The organism is Polaromonas sp. CT11-55 (assembly GCF_047303325.1).
Lineage (GTDB): Bacteria > Pseudomonadota > Gammaproteobacteria > Burkholderiales > Burkholderiaceae_C > Polaromonas.
The window spans coordinates 47,979-64,015 of the sequence record NZ_JBKBEX010000002.1; the positions used below are offsets into that span (position 1 = coordinate 47,979).

Sequence of the window (16,037 nt, forward strand, 5' to 3'; positions counted from 1 at the left end):
GCGTTTCAGTCTACAAAGCACACCTTAGCCGGAACTTAGGCTGGCCGGCTGCCGTTCAGCTTAGGCCAGCCGCGCGCGGTGGCGCGCGATCTGCGCCTTGACCTGGGCTGGGGCCGTGCCGCCCAGGATGTTGCGGGCGTTGAGCGAGCCGCGCAGGCTCAGGCAATCGTAGACGTCTTTTTCAATTTTTGGGTTGAATTCCTGCAGCACGGCCAGCGGCAGCTCGGACAGGTCCACCGCATGGGTGGTGGCGGCCTTCACGGCATGGGCCACGGTTTCGTGGGCGTCGCGGAAGGGAATGCCTTTTTTCACCAGGTAGTCGGCCAGGTCGGTGGCGGTGGCATAGCCGCGCAGCGCGGCCTGCTCCATGGCCTCGGGCTTGACGGTGATGCCGGCCACCATTTCGGCGAAGATGCGCAGCGTGTCTTTCAGCGTGTCGACGGTGTCGAACAGCGGCTCCTTGTCTTCCTGGTTGTCCTTGTTGTAGGCCAGGGGCTGGCCCTTCATGAGGGTAATCAGGCCCATCAGGTGGCCGACCACGCGGCCGGTCTTGCCGCGCGCGAGTTCGGGCACGTCGGGGTTTTTCTTCTGCGGCATGATGGACGAGCCGGTGGTGAAGCGGTCGGGGATGTGGATAAAGCCGAAGTTCTGGCTCATCCACAAGATCAGTTCCTCGCTCATGCGGCTGATGTGCACCATGGACAGCGAGGCAGCCGCCGTGAACTCGATGGCGAAGTCGCGGTCGCTGACCGCGTCCAGGCTGTTCTGGCACACCTGGGGCTTGCCGTCCTCGTCGACCATGCCCAGGGTTTTGGCGGCGCGTTCGCGGTCCAGCGGGTAGCTGGTGCCGGCCAGCGCGGCGGCGCCCAGCGGCAGGCGGTTCACGCGTTTCCTGATCTCGCGCATGCGCTCGGCGTCGCGGCTGAACATCTCGACGTAGGCCAGCATGTGGTGGCCGAAGCTCACGGGCTGGGCCACCTGCAGGTGGGTGAAGCCGGGCAGTATGACCTCGGCGTTTTTCTCGGCGATGTCGACCAGGGCTTTTTGCAGGTCGGTGAGCAGCCCGCCTATCAGGTCGATTTCGCCGCGCAGCCACAAGCGCACGTCGGTGGCGACCTGGTCGTTGCGGCTGCGGCCGGTGTGCAGGCGCTTGCCGGCGTCGCCGACCAGCTGGGTCAGGCGCGCCTCGATGTTGAAGTGCACGTCTTCCAGGTCCAGCTTCCACTCAAAAGCGCCCGATTCGATCTCGCTGGTGATCTGCGCCATGCCCTTCTGGATGTCGGCATAGTCGGCCGCGGGGATGATTTTCTGGGCGGCCAGCATCTCGGCGTGGGCCAGCGAGCCGGCGATGTCGGCCTGCCACAGGCGCTTGTCGAAGAACACGCTGGACGTGTAGCGCTTGACCAGGTCGCTCATGGGCTCGGAAAAGAGGGCAGACCAGGCTTGGGACTTTTTGTCGAATTGGTTCACGTCGGGCTTTCTTTGGATGGCGGTCAGGGTGCCGGCCGCGGCGGGCCGTGGATTCAGGGCGCCGGATGCGCTATTCTGGGCAGCCACGGGCCGGCGACGGCCTTAATTGTCTTCCAGGCCGCCGCCGCGGGGGCGCGACCGGTGCAATACTCGGCATCACGGTGATTTTATCCATGTGCCTAAGAACCTGTTTGCGGCCCCGTTTAGGCCGCAAACAGGTTCTAATCCTCGACATCCACGTATGCACGCCATGAAGCCTTCGCCTGATCCGCAGACCTTTGGGGAATCGACCTTGCTGGGCAGCGTGAGCTCCGGCTATGAGGAACCGGTGCGCCGCGGCGGCGCGCGCGGCAGCATGTTTGACGCCTGCCAGGTCGGCGTGGTGCTGCGGGCTGTGCTGTTCGTCGAGGCTGTGGCGGCCGTGGCCGCCATGTTCGTCGCCGACCATTTCACGGGGTGGCTGCTGCGCTTTGCCTTGCTGACCGGCGGCGTCCTGCCGGCCACGCTGGCCTGGCTGATCGCCGCCTGTGCCCTCAAGGACCGCCTGGGCAGGCTGCGGTTGCCGCTTCAGTGGCTGGCCGGCGCACTGCTGGGCACCGCCGCCGGCCTCTATGGCTGCGGCGCGCTGGCCCTGATGGGAGTCCTGAACCCGGCGCCCTGGTGGGCCAGCGCGGCGGCGGGCACGCTGCTGTCGGCCATGCTGCTGGCAGGCCTGTACTGGCGCGCCAAGGCGCGCACGCCGGCGGCCACGGCGGCGCGCCTGGCCGAGCTGCAGTCACGCATACGCCCGCACTTCCTGTTCAACACCCTCAATAGCGCCATCGCGCTGGTGCGCGCCGAGCCGGCCAAGGCAGAAGCGGTGCTGGAGGACTTGAGCGAGCTGTTCCGCCACGCGCTGGCCGACCCGGCGGAATCGGTCACCCTGGGCCAGGAAATCGCGCTGGCCCAGCGCTACCTGGCCATAGAGCAGGTGCGCTTCGGCGAGCGCCTGCAGGTGCAGTGGAGCCTGGACGCCGAGGCGGACCAGGCCAAGCTGCCGCCGCTGCTGCTGCAGCCGCTGGTGGAGAATGCCGTCAAGCACGGCGTGGAGCCCAGCGCCACCGGCGCGCAGCTCAGGATTTCCACGCTCAAGCGCGGCGGCACGGTGGTGATCAAGGTCACCAACTCGACCCCGGCGGGCGTCGGCGAGCGCGGCCACGGCCTGGCGCTGGCCAATGTGCGGGAGCGGCTGGCCTTGCTGCATGATGTCGAGGCGAAATTCAGGACCGTGTTCAAGGACGGCATGTTTCAGGTACGCATGGAGATTCCCGCATGAAACTCAAGGTACTGGTGGTGGACGACGAAGCGCTGGCCCGGTCGCGCCTGCGGACGCTGCTGGGCGATTGCACGGCGCCGGGCGCGGTCGTGGGCGCGGAGGCGGCCGATGCCGCGGAGGCCATGGGGGCCCTGCAGCGCGAAGCCTTTGACGCGGTGCTGCTGGACATCCGCATGCCGGGCGCCGACGGCATCGCGCTGGCCCAGATGATTGCCACGCTGGCGCGCAGGCCCGCCGTGGTGTTTGTCACGGCCCATTCCGAGCATGCGGTGCAGGCCTTCGAGCTGGAGGCCATCGACTACCTGACCAAACCGGTGCGCCTGGAACGCCTGCAGCAGGCGCTGCAGAAGGTGGAGCGCCTGGCGCAGGCCGCGCGCCCCGGCCAGCCGCCCGTCGAGGAAATGCTCATCATCCAGGACCGGGGACGCACCGAGCGCGTGCCGCTGGCTGAGGTGATTTATTTCAAGGCCGAGCTCAAGTACGTCACCGTGCGCACGGCCAGCCGCAGCTACATCCTGGACGGCTCGCTCAGCGAGCTGGAGGAGCGCCACGCGGCGCGGTTCATGCGCATACACCGCAACGCGCTGATCGCGCGCCATGCGGTGCGCGCGCTCGAAAAACATTTCGACCCCGAGGAGGGCGAGGGCTGGGCGGTGCGGCTCAACGGCATCGACGAGCTGCTGGCGGTCTCGCGCCGCCAGCTCAGCGCGGTGCGCGAGGCCATCACGACCTGACGCGCCCTGTAATCGCCCCCCGGCATCCACCGCCTCATTTCTCCCGTTCCCCGTTTCCTGTTTTCCCAATCCACATGCCCCCATACGCCGATTTCACCCAGCGCCACATCCACCGCTTCAGCAACCAGCCCGCCGTCGAGCAGCAGATGGTGCGCGATTTTTTTGCCGGCAAACCCGGCTTTTATGTGGATGTGGGCGCCAACGACCCGGTGCTGGACTCCCAGTCCCAGCACCTGGAGGCGCTGGGCTGGACGGGCCTGCTGGTCGAGCCCGATCCGGATTGCTGCGCGCTGCTGCGCCAAAGCCGCAAGGGCACGGTGATCGAAATGGCCTGCTCCAGCCCGGAAAACGCCGGCAAACTGCTGCAGCTGAACCGCGCGGGCCCACATTCGACGCTGGAAGAGCGGCCCATCGCGCTGGGCGCGGTGGTGCGCTCCACCGTGGCGGTGCGCTGCGAAACCCTGGACACCATGCTGCGCGAGCACGGCGCGCCCGTGGGTTTTGATTTGCTGTCCATCGACATCGAGGGGCATGAGCTGGTTGCCCTTTCGGGCTTCGACTTCGCGCACTGGCAACCCCGGCTGGTGCTGATCGAAGACCATGTCACCCACCATCACAAACATGCGCTGATGCGGCGCAACGGCTACCAGCTGCTGCTGCGAACCGGCCTCAACAGCTGGTACGTTCCGGCGAAAGCGTCCTACACGTTTTCCTGGGCGGCCCGGTTTGAATATCTGCGTAAGTACTACCTGGGGCTTCCATCGCGGAAGTTTCGCTATTCGCGCCAGGCGACTTGAACGGACACGGGGGACACATGACACAAGAAGAAGCCGACTCGCCGCCGCCGGCCGATGCGGCGCTGGCCGCTGAAACGCAGCGCGTGCTTCTTCACATGCCGGTCGACATCCGCAACATGTCGCTGGTGGTGTTGGCCGGCCTGGCATTGCTGTTCGTGCTGCACTGGGCCAAGGCCGTTTTTATCCCGGTGATGCTGGGCGTGCTGTTCAGCTACGCTTTTTCGCCGGTGGTCAATTGGCTTGAAGCCAGGCGGGTGCCGCGCTGGCTGAGCGCGGCCGTGCTGCTGCTGGCGATTCTGGGCACCATAGGCGGCGGCGCCTGGTCGCTCGGCGACGAGGCCACGCAGCTGGTGGAGGCGCTGCCGGCGGCGGCGCAGAAGTTCCGCCAGGCCGTGAAGGCGCGCAGCGGCCGATCCGACAGTGCGCTGGAAACCGTGCAGAAAGCCGCATCGCAAATAGAGCAGGCCGCGCAGGAGAGCTCGGCACCCGGCAGCACGCGCGGCGCCATGCGTGTGGTGGTCGAGCCCGCGCGCTTTGACATCAGGCACTACCTGTGGTCGGGTACCGTCGGGCTGATCGCACTGATAGGCCAGGCCACGGTGGTGGTCTTCCTCACTTACTTCCTGATGATTTCGGGCGACACCTTCAGGCGCAAGCTGCTCAAGCTGGCGGGCGACAGCCTGAGCAGCAAGAAGATCACGCTGCAGGCGCTCAATGAAATCACCGGCCAGATCCAGCGCTACCTGCAGGTGCAGTTGCTGACCAGCGCGCTGGTGGGCCTTTTGACCTGGCTGGCCCTGCTGGCCCTGGGCCTGGACAACGCCGCCGTCTGGGGTGTCGCGGCGGCCGTGCTGAACATGGTGCCCTATGTCGGTTCGCTGGTCACGGCGGCCGGCTCGGCGCTGGTCGGGTTTTTGCAGTTCGGTTCGCTCAACATGGCGCTGGCCGTGGGCGGTGCCTCGCTGCTCATCCATACCCTGGTCGGCAATTTGCTCACGCCCTGGCTGACCAGCCGCGCCAGCCGCATGAATCCGGTGGCGGTCTTTGTCGGGCTGCTGGCCTGGGGCTGGCTGTGGGGTGTGTGGGGCCTGCTGCTGGGCATTCCCATCCTGATGATTGTCAAGGCGATTTGCGACCGGGTGGATGACCTGAAACCCATCGGTGAATTTTTAGGGTCTTGACCGAATAAACTGCGCGCGGGATGGACCCGCTGATGGCCTGGTGCCAGGAAAGATGCCCATGATGGAACTGCTCACAGACCCGCAAGCCTGGATTGCCTTTGCCACCCTGACCGCGCTGGAGCTGGTGCTGGGCATAGACAACATCATTTTCATTTCCATCCTGGTCGACAAGCTGCCCAGGGATAAGCAGGAAATGGCGCGCAAGATCGGCCTGTTCATGGCCATGTTCATGCGCATAGGCCTGCTGCTGGTGCTGTCGTGGATCATCGGGCTGGTGGAGCCGCTGTTCACCGTGTTCAGGCAGGAGATCTCGGGGCGCGACCTGATCCTGATTGCGGGCGGCCTGTTCCTGATCTGGAAGAGCACAGGTGAAATACACCAGTCCATGGAAGGTGAAGAAGGCCACGCCTCCAGCACCGTCAAAGCCACCTTCGCGGCCGTGATCGTGCAGATCATGATTGTCGACATGATCTTTTCGCTGGACTCCATCATCACCGCGGTTGGCATGGTCGACAGCCTGGCGGTCATGATCGCCGCGGTCATCGCCTCGGTCGGCCTCATGATGCTGTTCGCGCCGGCCATAGGCCGCTTTGTTTCCACCCACCCGACCATCAAGATGCTGGCTTTGTCCTTCCTGGTGGTGGTGGGCGTGGTGCTGATTGCCGAAGGCCTGGACCACCATGTGCCCAAGGGTTATGTCTACTTCGCCATGGCCTTCTCGGTGGCGGTGGAAATGCTCAACATCCGCATGCGGCGCAAGACGGCCCAGCCCGTGCACCTGAGGAACGCCTATTCGGCGGAAGGCGACAAGGCGGCGGACAGCCCTCGTCCCCGTGACTGAGCCGGCCGGGCGCGCGCGCTGCGGCACCTGCCTGCGGCCGCAAAGCGCCTGCATCTGCCAGTGGATCAGGCCGGTGGCGCATGAAGCCGAGGTGTTGATCCTGCAGCATCCCCTGGAAGCGGGCCACGCCAAAAATACCGGCCGCCTGCTGCATATGAGTCTGCCGCGCAGCCGCATGCTGACAGGTGAAATATTTGAAGAGGCTGAGCTGCGCGCGGCGATGGCCGAAACGCCTGCCTATACGGTGCTGCTATACCCGCCCACATCGCAGGACGATGAAGTGCCCGCCCTGGACCTTGAGCGACTCAAAGACCCGTCGCGTGTGCGCCTGGTGGTGCTGGACGCGACCTGGCGCAAGAGCCGCAAGATGCTGCACCTCAACCCGTTGCTGCGGCGGCTGCCGCGCCTGTCGCTGGAGGACGTGCGCGCGTCGGCTTACCTGATCCGCAAGGCCCACAAGCCGGGACAGCTGTCCACGCTGGAGGCGGCTTGCGTGGCGCTCGCGCAGCTTGAAGGGGATGCCGGCAGGTACCAGCCGCTGCTCCAGGCCCTTGACGGCTTTGTGGCGCAGCAACAGGCATTTCTGCCTTGACTCCCTCTCCCCCTGGGAGAGGGTGGGGTGAGGGCCGACGGCTTTCCACTATGCAAGGAGCAGCATCATGCGCTGCCGGCCCTCATCCCAACCTTCTCCCAAAGGGAGAAGGAGCTAAATCGGGAACGTGATCCAGGCTTTCAGGCTAGGTTGCTTAATCGCCCAGATCCACTACACCGGCCAGCGTCACCCCGCTTGGGGCCGCATAGTCCGCGACCACCGCCGCGCGGCCGGCTTGTGTCGAAATAGCCTGAAGCTGTTCTTTGACAAAGGCAATCGAAGGCGCATCGAGCGCGGCGAAAGGTTCGTCAAGCAGCAAGAGCGCTGCACCCGAAGCAAACGCCGCAGCCAGCCAGACCTTGCGTTTTGATCCGGTGGACAGCATGAAGAGTTGCTTGCCCTTATGCGGCTCCAGCCCCAGTCCTTCGACCAGCGAGTCGATCGAATCCGCATCAAAACCTGGGTAGCGGCGACCAACGGTTTCGAAATATTGCAGCGGCGTGAGCTGGTCGAAGTCGGTGCTGCGCGGCTCCACCCAGAACAGCTGCCGGCGATAGGCCTCGGGCTGCTCTTTCAGCGATACGCCGTTCAGCTGCAACTGCCCCGCATCGGAAGCCAAGGCGCCCGCCATCAAGCGAAGCAGGGTGCTCTTGCCGCGCCCGTCGCCGCCCTGCACCAGCGTGACGCCCGGCGGGAGGGCGGCGGACAGGTTGGCAAAGAGTTCCACCTTGGGATTGGGGTAGTGAAAGCTGAGGTTTTTAATGATGAGCACGGCGGGGTGTTGGGTGGAAGTTACCTGAGGAGGTGGATGCAGGCGCTAATGTTAATTCGCGGCTGGCCGTCATCAATTCGCAGTCGGGTGCCACCGTGGATCCCGATGCACCCATGCCGCGCTGGGGCTGGGGCGAGGTCAAGGGCCCGTATCTCGGCTGACGCTTACCGAGGTTTACCGAGGCGGTCAGCCTGTAGCCTGCACAAGCAGGCGCGCGGCTTCCGGCAATTCGGCGAGCAGGACCACCTGTCCGGGCGCGATCACGCGGTCAGCCTGAAAGCCGTCTTCAGCCGCCGCGCCTTCGCGCCGCCAGCGAACCGTCAGCGCATGGCCCTGCACATCCACGGCGATCTCAAACGAGGGCCAGTGCGCCGGCACGCAGGGCGACAGCGAGAGTTCGCCCTGCTGCACGCGCAGGCCCAGGATGTTTTCCAGCGCGGCGCGGTGCAGCCAGGCGGCCGAGCCGGTGTACCAGCTCCAGCCGCCGCGGCCCACGTAGGGCGCTGTGCCGTAGATGTCGCCGGCCATCACATAGGGCTCGAGCTCGTAGGCCGGGCCGCGCAGCGGGTGTTCGCTGCGGTGCGCGGGGCTCAGGGCCTGGAAGCTCTCCCACGCGGCCTCGGCGTCGCCGGTGGCGGCCTGGGCCATCATGGCCCAGACGGCGGCGTGTGAATACTGGCCACCGTTCTCGCGCACGCCGGGCGGGTAGGCCTGGATGTAGCCGGGGTTGTTGGCCGAGTGCTGCAGCGGCGGCGTGAGCAGGCGCAAAAGTCCGGCTTCGGGGTCGACGAGCTGCTCGTTCATGGCCTGCATGGCGGGCACGGTGAACTCGTCGCGGGAGGCGCCGGAGAGCACGGCCCAGGCCTGGGCGATCAGGTCTATGCGGCATTCGCTGTTGGCGGCGGAGCCCAGCGGCGCGCCGTTGTCGAAAAACGCGCGGCGGAACCAGGCGCCGTCCCAGCCGTCTTTGTGCAGCGCGCTGATCCAGCCCTGGCGCGCGGCCAGCCAGCTGTCGGCGCGGCGGGTGTCGCCGCGCGCACGGGCCAGGGGCTCAAAGTCCTGCGCCACGCGGCACAAAAACCAGGCCAGCCATACCGATTCGCCGCGGCCTTCATGGCCCACGCGGTTCATGCCGTCGTTCCAGTCGCCTGTGCCCATCAAGGGCAGGCCGTGCGCGCCGGTGGGCAGGCTGCGGTCCAGCGTGCGCGCGCAGTGCTCAAACAGCGTGGCGCTTTGCGCGCTGGTTTGCGGTGCGTAGTAGGCGTCTTCCGCACCTTCGGGAATCGCCGGGCCGTCGATGAAGGCGAGCTCTTCGTCGAGGATGGCCGTGTCGCCTGTCACCGCGACATACCAGGCGCAGGCATAAGGCAACCACAGCAGGTCGTCGGAAAAATGCGTGCGCACGCCTTCGCCGCCGGGCGCGTGCCACCAGTGCTGTACATCGCCCTCGGGGAACTGGCGCGAGGCGTTGAGCAGAATCTGCCGGCGCAGTCGCCCAGGCTCGATCAGGGCAAAGGCCATGGCGTCCTGCAACTGGTCGCGGAAACCGAAGGCGCCGCCGGCCTGGTAGAAACCGGCCTTGGACCACAGCCGGGACGCCAGCGTCTGGTACAGCAGCCAGCGGTTGACCAGCGCGTCGAACAACGGGTCGGGCGTGCGCACCCGCACCTTGCCCAGCAGGCCGGTCCAGTAAGCCTTGACCTGCTCCAGCGCCGCGGCTGTGTCGCGGCCTTGCCAGGCGCGGGCCAGCTCCCCGGCCTGTGCCGCATCGCCGGCGTGGCCCAGCACGAAGCTGAGCGTGAGGCTTTGGCCGGGCTGCAGGGTGACATCGCCGGCCAGCGCGGCGCAGGGGTCTATGCCGCCAGCGGCGTTGCGGCCCAGGTTGGCGGGCGGCGCGAACCGACCGGCCGCGTCAAAAAACTCGCCGCGGTCGCAGGTCCATTGCGGCGCGCCCGGCAGGCCGGCCAGCGCCAGGAAGGCGGTGCTGCCGCCGAAGCCGGCGCGGCTTTCGCGCTGCTGGCCGAAGACGGCATGGAGGTCGGCGTCTTTGGCCCGCCAGGTGTGCACGGTGCGGCGTTCGTGGCGCGCCGCGCCCATCTGCCACTCCGCCATGGCCAGGGCGCGCAGGCGGCGCACATCGTTTCCCTGGTTGTGCAGGTGCACTTGCACGCACTTGACGGCGTCCTTCAGGTCGGCGAACCAGGTGGCCTGCACCTTGAGCGCGCCGTGCAGGCGCTCAAACACGCTGTAGCCCTGGCCGTGGCGCACGCGGCAGGATGCCCCGGCCTCGGCGGAGGCGCCGAGTGGCAGCTGCTGCTGGGTGTCCAGGTCCTGCAGCAGGTAGTGCTCGAAGCTGGGGTCGGTGACCGGATCGTTGGACCAGGGCGTGAGCTGGTGCAGCCGGCTGTTGCCGGCCCAGGTGTAGCCGGCGCCGGTTTCCGAAACCTGGAAGCCGAAGGAGGCGTTGGCGATCACGTTGACCCAGGGGCGCGGCGGGCGGTGCAGCTCATCGGCCTCGAACTGGAATTCGCCGGTGGCCGGGTCGAAGCGGCCCTGCGGTGTTTGCGGGAGCTGCGCCGCCCGCGGGCTGCGCGGGGCGGGGGCCGTGCCGGCGCGGCTGGGCGCGCCGCCCAGGGCTTGCAGGGCGCCGGCCTGCTGCTCCAGCGGCCGGCCGTCGGCGGCGAGGATGAGGCGGGCCAGGCCGGTCAGCGCGGCTTTTTCGGAGGGCACGATCTCCTGCTCGCGCAGCAGGAAAAAGCCGCCCGCGTCGCTGCGCGGAAAACTGTTCTCGGCCTGCTGCAGCGTGCGGTCGCGCAGCGCGAGGATGTCGCGCTGCAGCGGCATCAGGTAGGAGTTGGCCTCGCTGTTGAGGATGACCACGTCGGCGGCCAGGCCGCAAAAACTCCACCAGGGCTGGGCCCGCAGCAGCGCATGCACCAGCGCCATGCCGTTGCTCGAGTGGATCAGCACCAGCACGATGGGCTTATCGCCCGAGAGTCCGAAGCGCCAGAGCTGGCGCTGGTCGATCAGGCCGCGACCGGCCGCCGGCCGGGCGCAGCTGTACATCAGCGCGGTGTTGATGTCCTGCAGCGCGGCGTTCTCGCCGGGGTCCACGCCCAGGTCGCGCAGCCGCACCTGGGCCAGCGTGGCGGCCATGCGGGTGGCGCGCTCCACGTGCATGGGCTGCAGGTATTTGTCGATGCGTGCGGCCAGCTCGTCCTTGTCGGCCGCGGCGGCGGTGGCAAAGCTGAGCCGGGCCAGGCCGCCGGCGGGAATGCGTATGCGCACGCGCAGGCCGGCCACCGGGTCCAGGCCGTTGATGGGCGCGCCGCCCTCGTCGCGGGCTTCGGCCAGCAGGGCCGGCTCGCCGGCGCCGCGGTTGCGGCCCAGGAAGGCGCGCCGGTCCGAGATGAAGTCGATGGCGCGCACATTGGCCTCGGAGTCGGCCAGGAAATGCGCCACCGCCATGGCCGGGTCGCCCTGCAGCCGGGCCTTGCGCGACAGCAGCAGGGCGCGCCACTCGGAATGCCACTCGGTCTGCACGAAGAGATTGGAAAACGCCGGGTGCGCCTCGTCGGCGCGCGGGTCGGTCAGCACGGCCTCAAAGCAGGAAATGAGCTCCAGCGTCACCTCGGCATCCGAGATGTTGCGCAAGCTGACGGTGCGCAGCTCGGTGTCGTCCTCGGGGCTGACCAGCACGGTGAGCGTCGCCTCCAGCGTGCTTGACGCCATCTCGTACTGGACGCGGTCTGCCAGGAAGGTGGCCTGGTAGCGCCAGTCCGGATGCGGCGCCGGGTGCTGCGTGAGCGAGGAGACACGGTCCTGGCCGGCGGGCCGCAGGTAGATGAAGCTGCCGCAGGCGTCGCGCAGCGGATCGTCGCGCCAGCGCGTGATGTTGTAGCTGCGGTTGCCGCTGCGCCAGCGGCTGACGCCGGCGCCGTTGGCGCGCAGCGCCACGCTGTAGCGGCCGTTGGACAGCAGCTGCGTGGGTTGCCAGCCGGGCGCCGTGGGATCGACCGCGCGCGAATGGTAGAGCCGGGCTTCGGCGGCGTCCTCGGGTTCGGGCAGCACGCGCGGGTCGGCGCTCTCGATGATCTGGCGCGGGGTTTTTTCGTGCAGCAGCGAGTCAAAGGCCTGCACCAGCGGCGCCGAGGCGAACCAGCGGCGCGGCGCTTCATCGCACAGCAGGTTGCACAGCGCCACCAGCGACATGCCCTGGTGATGCGCCATGAAGGTGTTGGCCAGGCTCACGGCCTGCGCGCCGGGCTGGCGCGCGACGGTGAAATCCAGCGCGTCGACAAAACCGTATTCGCCGCGCGCGCCCCACTGCTCGAGCTGGCGCAGGTTGGCCGCGGCCTCGCGCGGCATGAACTGGGCGGCCATGATGCTGGCATAGGGCGCGACCACGCGGTCTGTGGGCGGCGTGCGGCGCAGGGCCAGGCGCGGCACGCCGAAGGGCGAGTACTGGAAGGCCAGGGTATGGTCCTGCGCGAAATAGGCCGATTCCGACACGCCCCAGGGCAGGCCCTGGGATTGGCCATAGGCTTGCTGCTCTTTCACGGCGGCCAGGCCCGAGACATGCAGCAAGCCTTCATCGGGTTCGCTCATGACCAGCGAGGGCATCAGGTATTCGAACATGGAGCCCGACCAGGATTTCAGCCCCGGCGTGACGCCCACCGTCAGGAAGGCGCGGCCCAGCGCCTGCCAGTGGCGGCGCGGCACGTCGCCCTTGGCGATGGCCAGGAAGCTGGTCAGGCGCGCCTCGGAGGCGATCAGGTCGTAATAGCTCGCGTCCAGCGCCTGCTCATGCACGCGCAGGCCGATGTGGAACAGGTGGCGCTTGGCGCTGTAAAGGCCGCTGAAGTCCATGGCCATGCACAGTCGTTCGCAGCGACCGGCCAGCTGCATGAGCGGTGCGCATTCGGCCCCGGCGGTGTCCGGCTGCCCGGCCAGCAGTCTGCATGCTTGCGCCACCGCCAGCAGGTGGCCCGCGAAGTTGCCGCTGTCGACCGTGGAGACATAAGCCGGCGGCAGCACCTGCAGCGTGCGGGTTTCATACCAGTTGAGCAAATGGCCCTTGTGCTTGGGCAGGGCCTCCACGGTGTCCAGCGTGGCGGACAGTCGCGCAATCATCTCGCCAGTGGAGATCCAATTGAACTCGCGCGCGCAGGCCGCGGCCATCAGGTACAGGCCTATGTTGGTGGGCGAGGTGCGGTGGGCCAGCGTGGGCTCAGGCTCCATCTGCAGGTTGTCGGGTGGCAGGTGATGGTCTTCTGGGCCGACGACGCGCTCAAAAAAGCTCCAGGTCTGGCGCGCCAGTTTGAGCAGGTAGTCGCGGTCGGCGGCATGGGGTGCGGTGTCCGGGTCCGCCGCTTGGGGTTTGCTGCCCCACCACGCGACCAGCGGCGCGAGTGCCCACAGCACAAACAGCGCGGGGCCCATGAGCGGATGCGGGCTCCAGCAGGCGGCCACGGCGAGCGCCAGGCACAGCGCGGACACGCCCGCGTGGCCGCGCACAAAAGCGCCCAGCGTGTAGCGGGCCGAGGCCTGGGCCTGGGCGGCGGTGGTCCACTGCAGCAGGCGCCGGCGGCTGGCGGCCATGCGCCACAGCGCGCGCGTGATCGCATCCAGCAGCAGCGCGGCCTGCACCGCGAGCTGGCTGAACTGCCAGGCCGCCTGCGCCAGGGCGCGCCCCACGTCGCGTGCGCCGATGTCGAAAAAATGCAGCCAGGCGATGCCGCGCCGCGTGGGCACCAGCCCGGCCAGCGCGCCCACCAGAGGCCCAGTCAGAAACGCCATGAAGGTGAGCGCGACGGCGGTCGGCAGGGGTAGCGCCCCGGTAAAGACCACCCAGGCCAGCAGCGCGAAGCCGGTCGGCATGACCAGCGAGCGGCGCAGGTTGTCGGCCATGCGCCACAGGCCCAGGGCATCTATGCCGAAGGTGCGGGCGCGCAGCATCAGCGGCAGCAACTGCCAGTCGCCGCGCGTCCAGCGGTGTACGCGCGAGGCGGCCACGCCGGCATGGTGCGGCTGGTCCTCCATGAGCACCACGTCGCCGGCATAACCGCAGCGCGCGATGCTGCCTTCGAGCAGGTCGTGGCTCAGGATGGCGCCTTCGGGCAGGCGCTGGCCCAGCACGGCGTGCACGGCTTGCACATGCAGCAGCCCCTTGCCGGTGAAGTTGCCCATGCCGAACACATCCTGGTAGAGGTCGGAGGTGCCGCTGCTGTAGGGGTCCAGGCCGCGCTGACCGGCGAACAGGTTGTGAAAGGGCGAGCGCTCGCGGCGCGTCGGCAGGGGCGTGGCCACGCGCGGCTGCAGGATGCCGTAGCCGGCGACGACGCGCCGGCTCTTGCGGTCCACTTGCGGCGTGTTGAGGGGGTGGGCGGCAATCGCCACCAGTTCGCGCAGGGCGCCGGCGGGCAGGCCGGTGTCGCTGTCCAGGGTCAGCACATATGGCGTGCCTTCGGCCAGCCGCATCTCCGCGCCGACGGGCGTGAAGGGGGAGGCCGCGCGCTCGGCCAGGTGCCGCAGCAGCATCTCGAGCTTGCCGCGCTTGCGCTCCCAGCCTATCCAGCGGCGCTCCGTCGCCGACCAGCTGCGCGGCCGGTGCAGCAGCACAAAGCGAGCGGGCTGGCCGGGGGCCGCCGGGTAGCTGGCGTTGAGGGCGCGCAGCCGGGCCAGCGCGTCGTCGAGCAGCGCCTGGTCGCCGGGTGCGCGCTCGGTGTCGGCATCGGCCCAGTCGCTCAGCAGCGCGAACTGCGCGTGCGCCTCGCGGCAGGCCAGCCAGTGCAGCTGCAGCCGGCGTACCAGTTCGGCATTGGCCTCCGTCGACGTGAGCATGCAGGGAATGACCACCAGCACGCGGTGCTCGGCCGGTATGCCGGCGCCGAAGTCCAGGCGGGCCAGCGGCTGTATGCGGGTGGACTCGGCGATCAGCCGGTGCATCAGCGCGACCACAGCTTCCGAGGCCGGCCAGGCCATGAGCAGGACCGCCACCCAGCCGGGCCAGGGCAGCTCGGCCAGCGGATGCGCGGCCCAGGCCAGCAGCGCGGCGGTGCCGGCGGACCACACCGCGGCGAACAGCGGCAGGCGCCAGGCGAGCGGCGTCCCGGCGGCCGGCAGGGGCTTGCGCGGGCCGGTGGATGGGCGCAGCGCGGCCTCGAGCAGCGGGCGGCCGGGCCCTATCAGGTAGTAGCCGGCGGTACGCGCGACCATGGAGTTATTGGGCTGGCGCGCGGCGGCCAGCACGGCTTCGGCGACGGCGCGTTCGGACTTGCCGCACTGCTGCGCCAGCCTTTCCATGGCGCGCGTGATCTGCTGGCGCGTGATCTCGCTTTCGCGCGAAAAACTCGGCAGGCGGCGCAGCACCTGCAGCGAGTGGCTCACGGGCTCTATCAGTTCCGCCCATTCGACCTGGCCTATGAGCCGCAGCGTGGTGATGATGTTGCCGACCGTGAGGTTGGCGGCCACCTGCACGGTCTGGCCCTCACCTATCATGCCCAGGGCGTCGGTGCAGTGCTGCGCGGCCCAACGCACCAGCGGCAGGGGTGGCGGCGCGTCGGGCTCGGGATGGCCGGCCGGCATGCGCTGCCAGAGCTGGGTCAGGTAGCTGCGCTCCAGGCCGTGGGCCTGCATCAGGGCCAGCAGCTCGTCGAGCTCGCGCAGGCTCAGTGCTTCGGCCTTGTCCCAGGCGGCATGGGCGACCTCGCGCGCGACCTTGTTCCAGGCGATGCGGTCGGCCATGCGGCGCAGGTTTTCCAGCAGAACCACGCGCAAGGTGGTGGGCAGGGCCCAGAGCTCGCCGAGGTTGAGCTCGCTGACTTCCTGGTAGGCGTGCAGGAAGGCGGTGAACAGGACGGGGTCGAGCACGCTGTCGGTGTGCGCCACATAGGCCCAGGCGATGCCGTAGACGCGCGGCAGGCCCTGCAGCGGCTTGTCGGCCAGCTTGGGCAGGTCGGCGTAGTAGCGGTGGGGAACGCCGTCCTGAATCTGCTGCAGCTGCGCCTCGACCAGGTGAAAGTTGTCCAGCAGCCATTCGGCGGCCGGTGTGACGTAGTGGCCGCTGCGCGAGGTCAGCGCGATGTAGTCGTAGGCCAGGCGTATGGCGGCGATGTTTTCCTGCACGCGCGGAAAAAACGGCGGGCCGGTGCCGGTGCTGCCGGCGGGCAACACGCTTTGCGCCGCGGCCAGGCTGCGGCCGTGTTCCTCAAAACGCTGGGCGCCGAACAATTCGGCGCGTATGGGTTGCTGGATGTCGCCGCGGGGGGAGGCGAGAAGTTGCCGGGCGTAGGCGCTTAAAGTGTCCAGCCGCTCTATGACCGGCGTAGTCACA

Annotated in this window: 9 protein-coding genes; 6 read left to right on the forward strand and 3 right to left on the reverse strand. The window is 68.2% G+C overall.

The features are described from left to right. Positions 1 to 60: 60 nt before the first annotated feature. Positions 61 to 1,470 (reverse strand): argininosuccinate lyase, encoded by a 1,410-nt coding sequence (argH, locus tag ACEN8I_RS02045; protein WP_413325763.1) that lies wholly within the window; start codon positions 1,468 to 1,470, stop codon positions 61 to 63. Positions 1,471 to 1,720: 250 nt separating this feature from the next. Here argH and ACEN8I_RS02050 point away from each other — a divergent pair, with 250 nt between their 5' ends. From ACEN8I_RS02050 to ACEN8I_RS02075, 6 genes are all read left to right on the forward strand, one after another. Beyond that, positions 1,721 to 2,785 carry a sensor histidine kinase gene (locus ACEN8I_RS02050; protein ID WP_413325765.1) on the forward strand — a complete coding sequence of 355 codons (1,065 nt, stop codon included), beginning with the start codon at positions 1,721 to 1,723 and terminating at the stop codon, positions 2,783 to 2,785. Continuing rightward, positions 2,782 to 3,519, forward strand: a complete 738-nt coding sequence (locus tag ACEN8I_RS02055; protein WP_413325768.1) for a LytR/AlgR family response regulator transcription factor — start codon at positions 2,782 to 2,784, stop codon at positions 3,517 to 3,519. The genes ACEN8I_RS02050 and ACEN8I_RS02055 overlap by 4 nt, the downstream gene beginning before the upstream one ends. 74 nt (positions 3,520 to 3,593) lie before the next feature. Next, positions 3,594 to 4,316, forward strand: coding sequence for an FkbM family methyltransferase (locus ACEN8I_RS02060; protein ID WP_413325770.1), 723 nt, complete (start codon positions 3,594 to 3,596; stop codon positions 4,314 to 4,316). A 17-nt stretch (positions 4,317 to 4,333) separates the two neighbouring features. Continuing rightward, complete coding sequence (locus tag ACEN8I_RS02065) at positions 4,334 to 5,497, forward strand: AI-2E family transporter (protein WP_413325772.1); 1,164 nt, start codon at positions 4,334 to 4,336, stop codon at positions 5,495 to 5,497. Between the two features lie 58 nt (positions 5,498 to 5,555). Continuing rightward, positions 5,556 to 6,338, forward strand: a complete 783-nt coding sequence (locus ACEN8I_RS02070) for a TerC family protein (protein ID WP_413325775.1) — start codon at positions 5,556 to 5,558, stop codon at positions 6,336 to 6,338. Continuing rightward, positions 6,331 to 6,930: a tRNA-uridine aminocarboxypropyltransferase gene (locus ACEN8I_RS02075; protein WP_413325777.1), complete on the forward strand. Its 600-nt coding sequence runs from the start codon at positions 6,331 to 6,333 to the stop codon at positions 6,928 to 6,930. Before ACEN8I_RS02070 ends, ACEN8I_RS02075 begins: the two co-directional genes overlap by 8 nt. Before the next feature lie 154 nt (positions 6,931 to 7,084). Here ACEN8I_RS02075 and ACEN8I_RS02080 read toward each other — a convergent pair whose 3' ends face one another. Both ACEN8I_RS02080 and ACEN8I_RS02085 read right to left on the reverse strand, forming a co-directional pair. Continuing rightward, complete coding sequence (locus tag ACEN8I_RS02080) at positions 7,085 to 7,702, reverse strand: ATP-binding cassette domain-containing protein (protein ID WP_413325780.1); 618 nt, start codon at positions 7,700 to 7,702, stop codon at positions 7,085 to 7,087. A 186-nt stretch (positions 7,703 to 7,888) separates the two neighbouring features. Then, on the reverse strand, positions 7,889 to 16,036 hold the full coding sequence (locus tag ACEN8I_RS02085) for a GH36-type glycosyl hydrolase domain-containing protein (RefSeq protein WP_413325782.1): 8,148 nt from the start codon (positions 16,034 to 16,036) through the stop codon (positions 7,889 to 7,891). Position 16,037 lies beyond the last annotated feature (1 nt).

Excerpts from the sequence above, each read along its gene's own strand:
- ACEN8I_RS02050 (WP_413325765.1), top strand. The coding sequence starts at position 1,721 with ATGAAGCCTTCGCCTGATCCGCAGACCTTTGGGGAATCGACCTTGCTG.
- ACEN8I_RS02055 (WP_413325768.1), top strand. The coding sequence starts at position 2,782 with ATGAAACTCAAGGTACTGGTGGTGGACGACGAAGCGCTGGCCCGGTCG.
- ACEN8I_RS02060 (WP_413325770.1), top strand. The coding sequence starts at position 3,594 with ATGCCCCCATACGCCGATTTCACCCAGCGCCACATCCACCGCTTCAGC.
- ACEN8I_RS02065 (WP_413325772.1), top strand. The coding sequence starts at position 4,334 with ATGACACAAGAAGAAGCCGACTCGCCGCCGCCGGCCGATGCGGCGCTG.
- ACEN8I_RS02070 (WP_413325775.1), top strand. The coding sequence starts at position 5,556 with ATGATGGAACTGCTCACAGACCCGCAAGCCTGGATTGCCTTTGCCACC.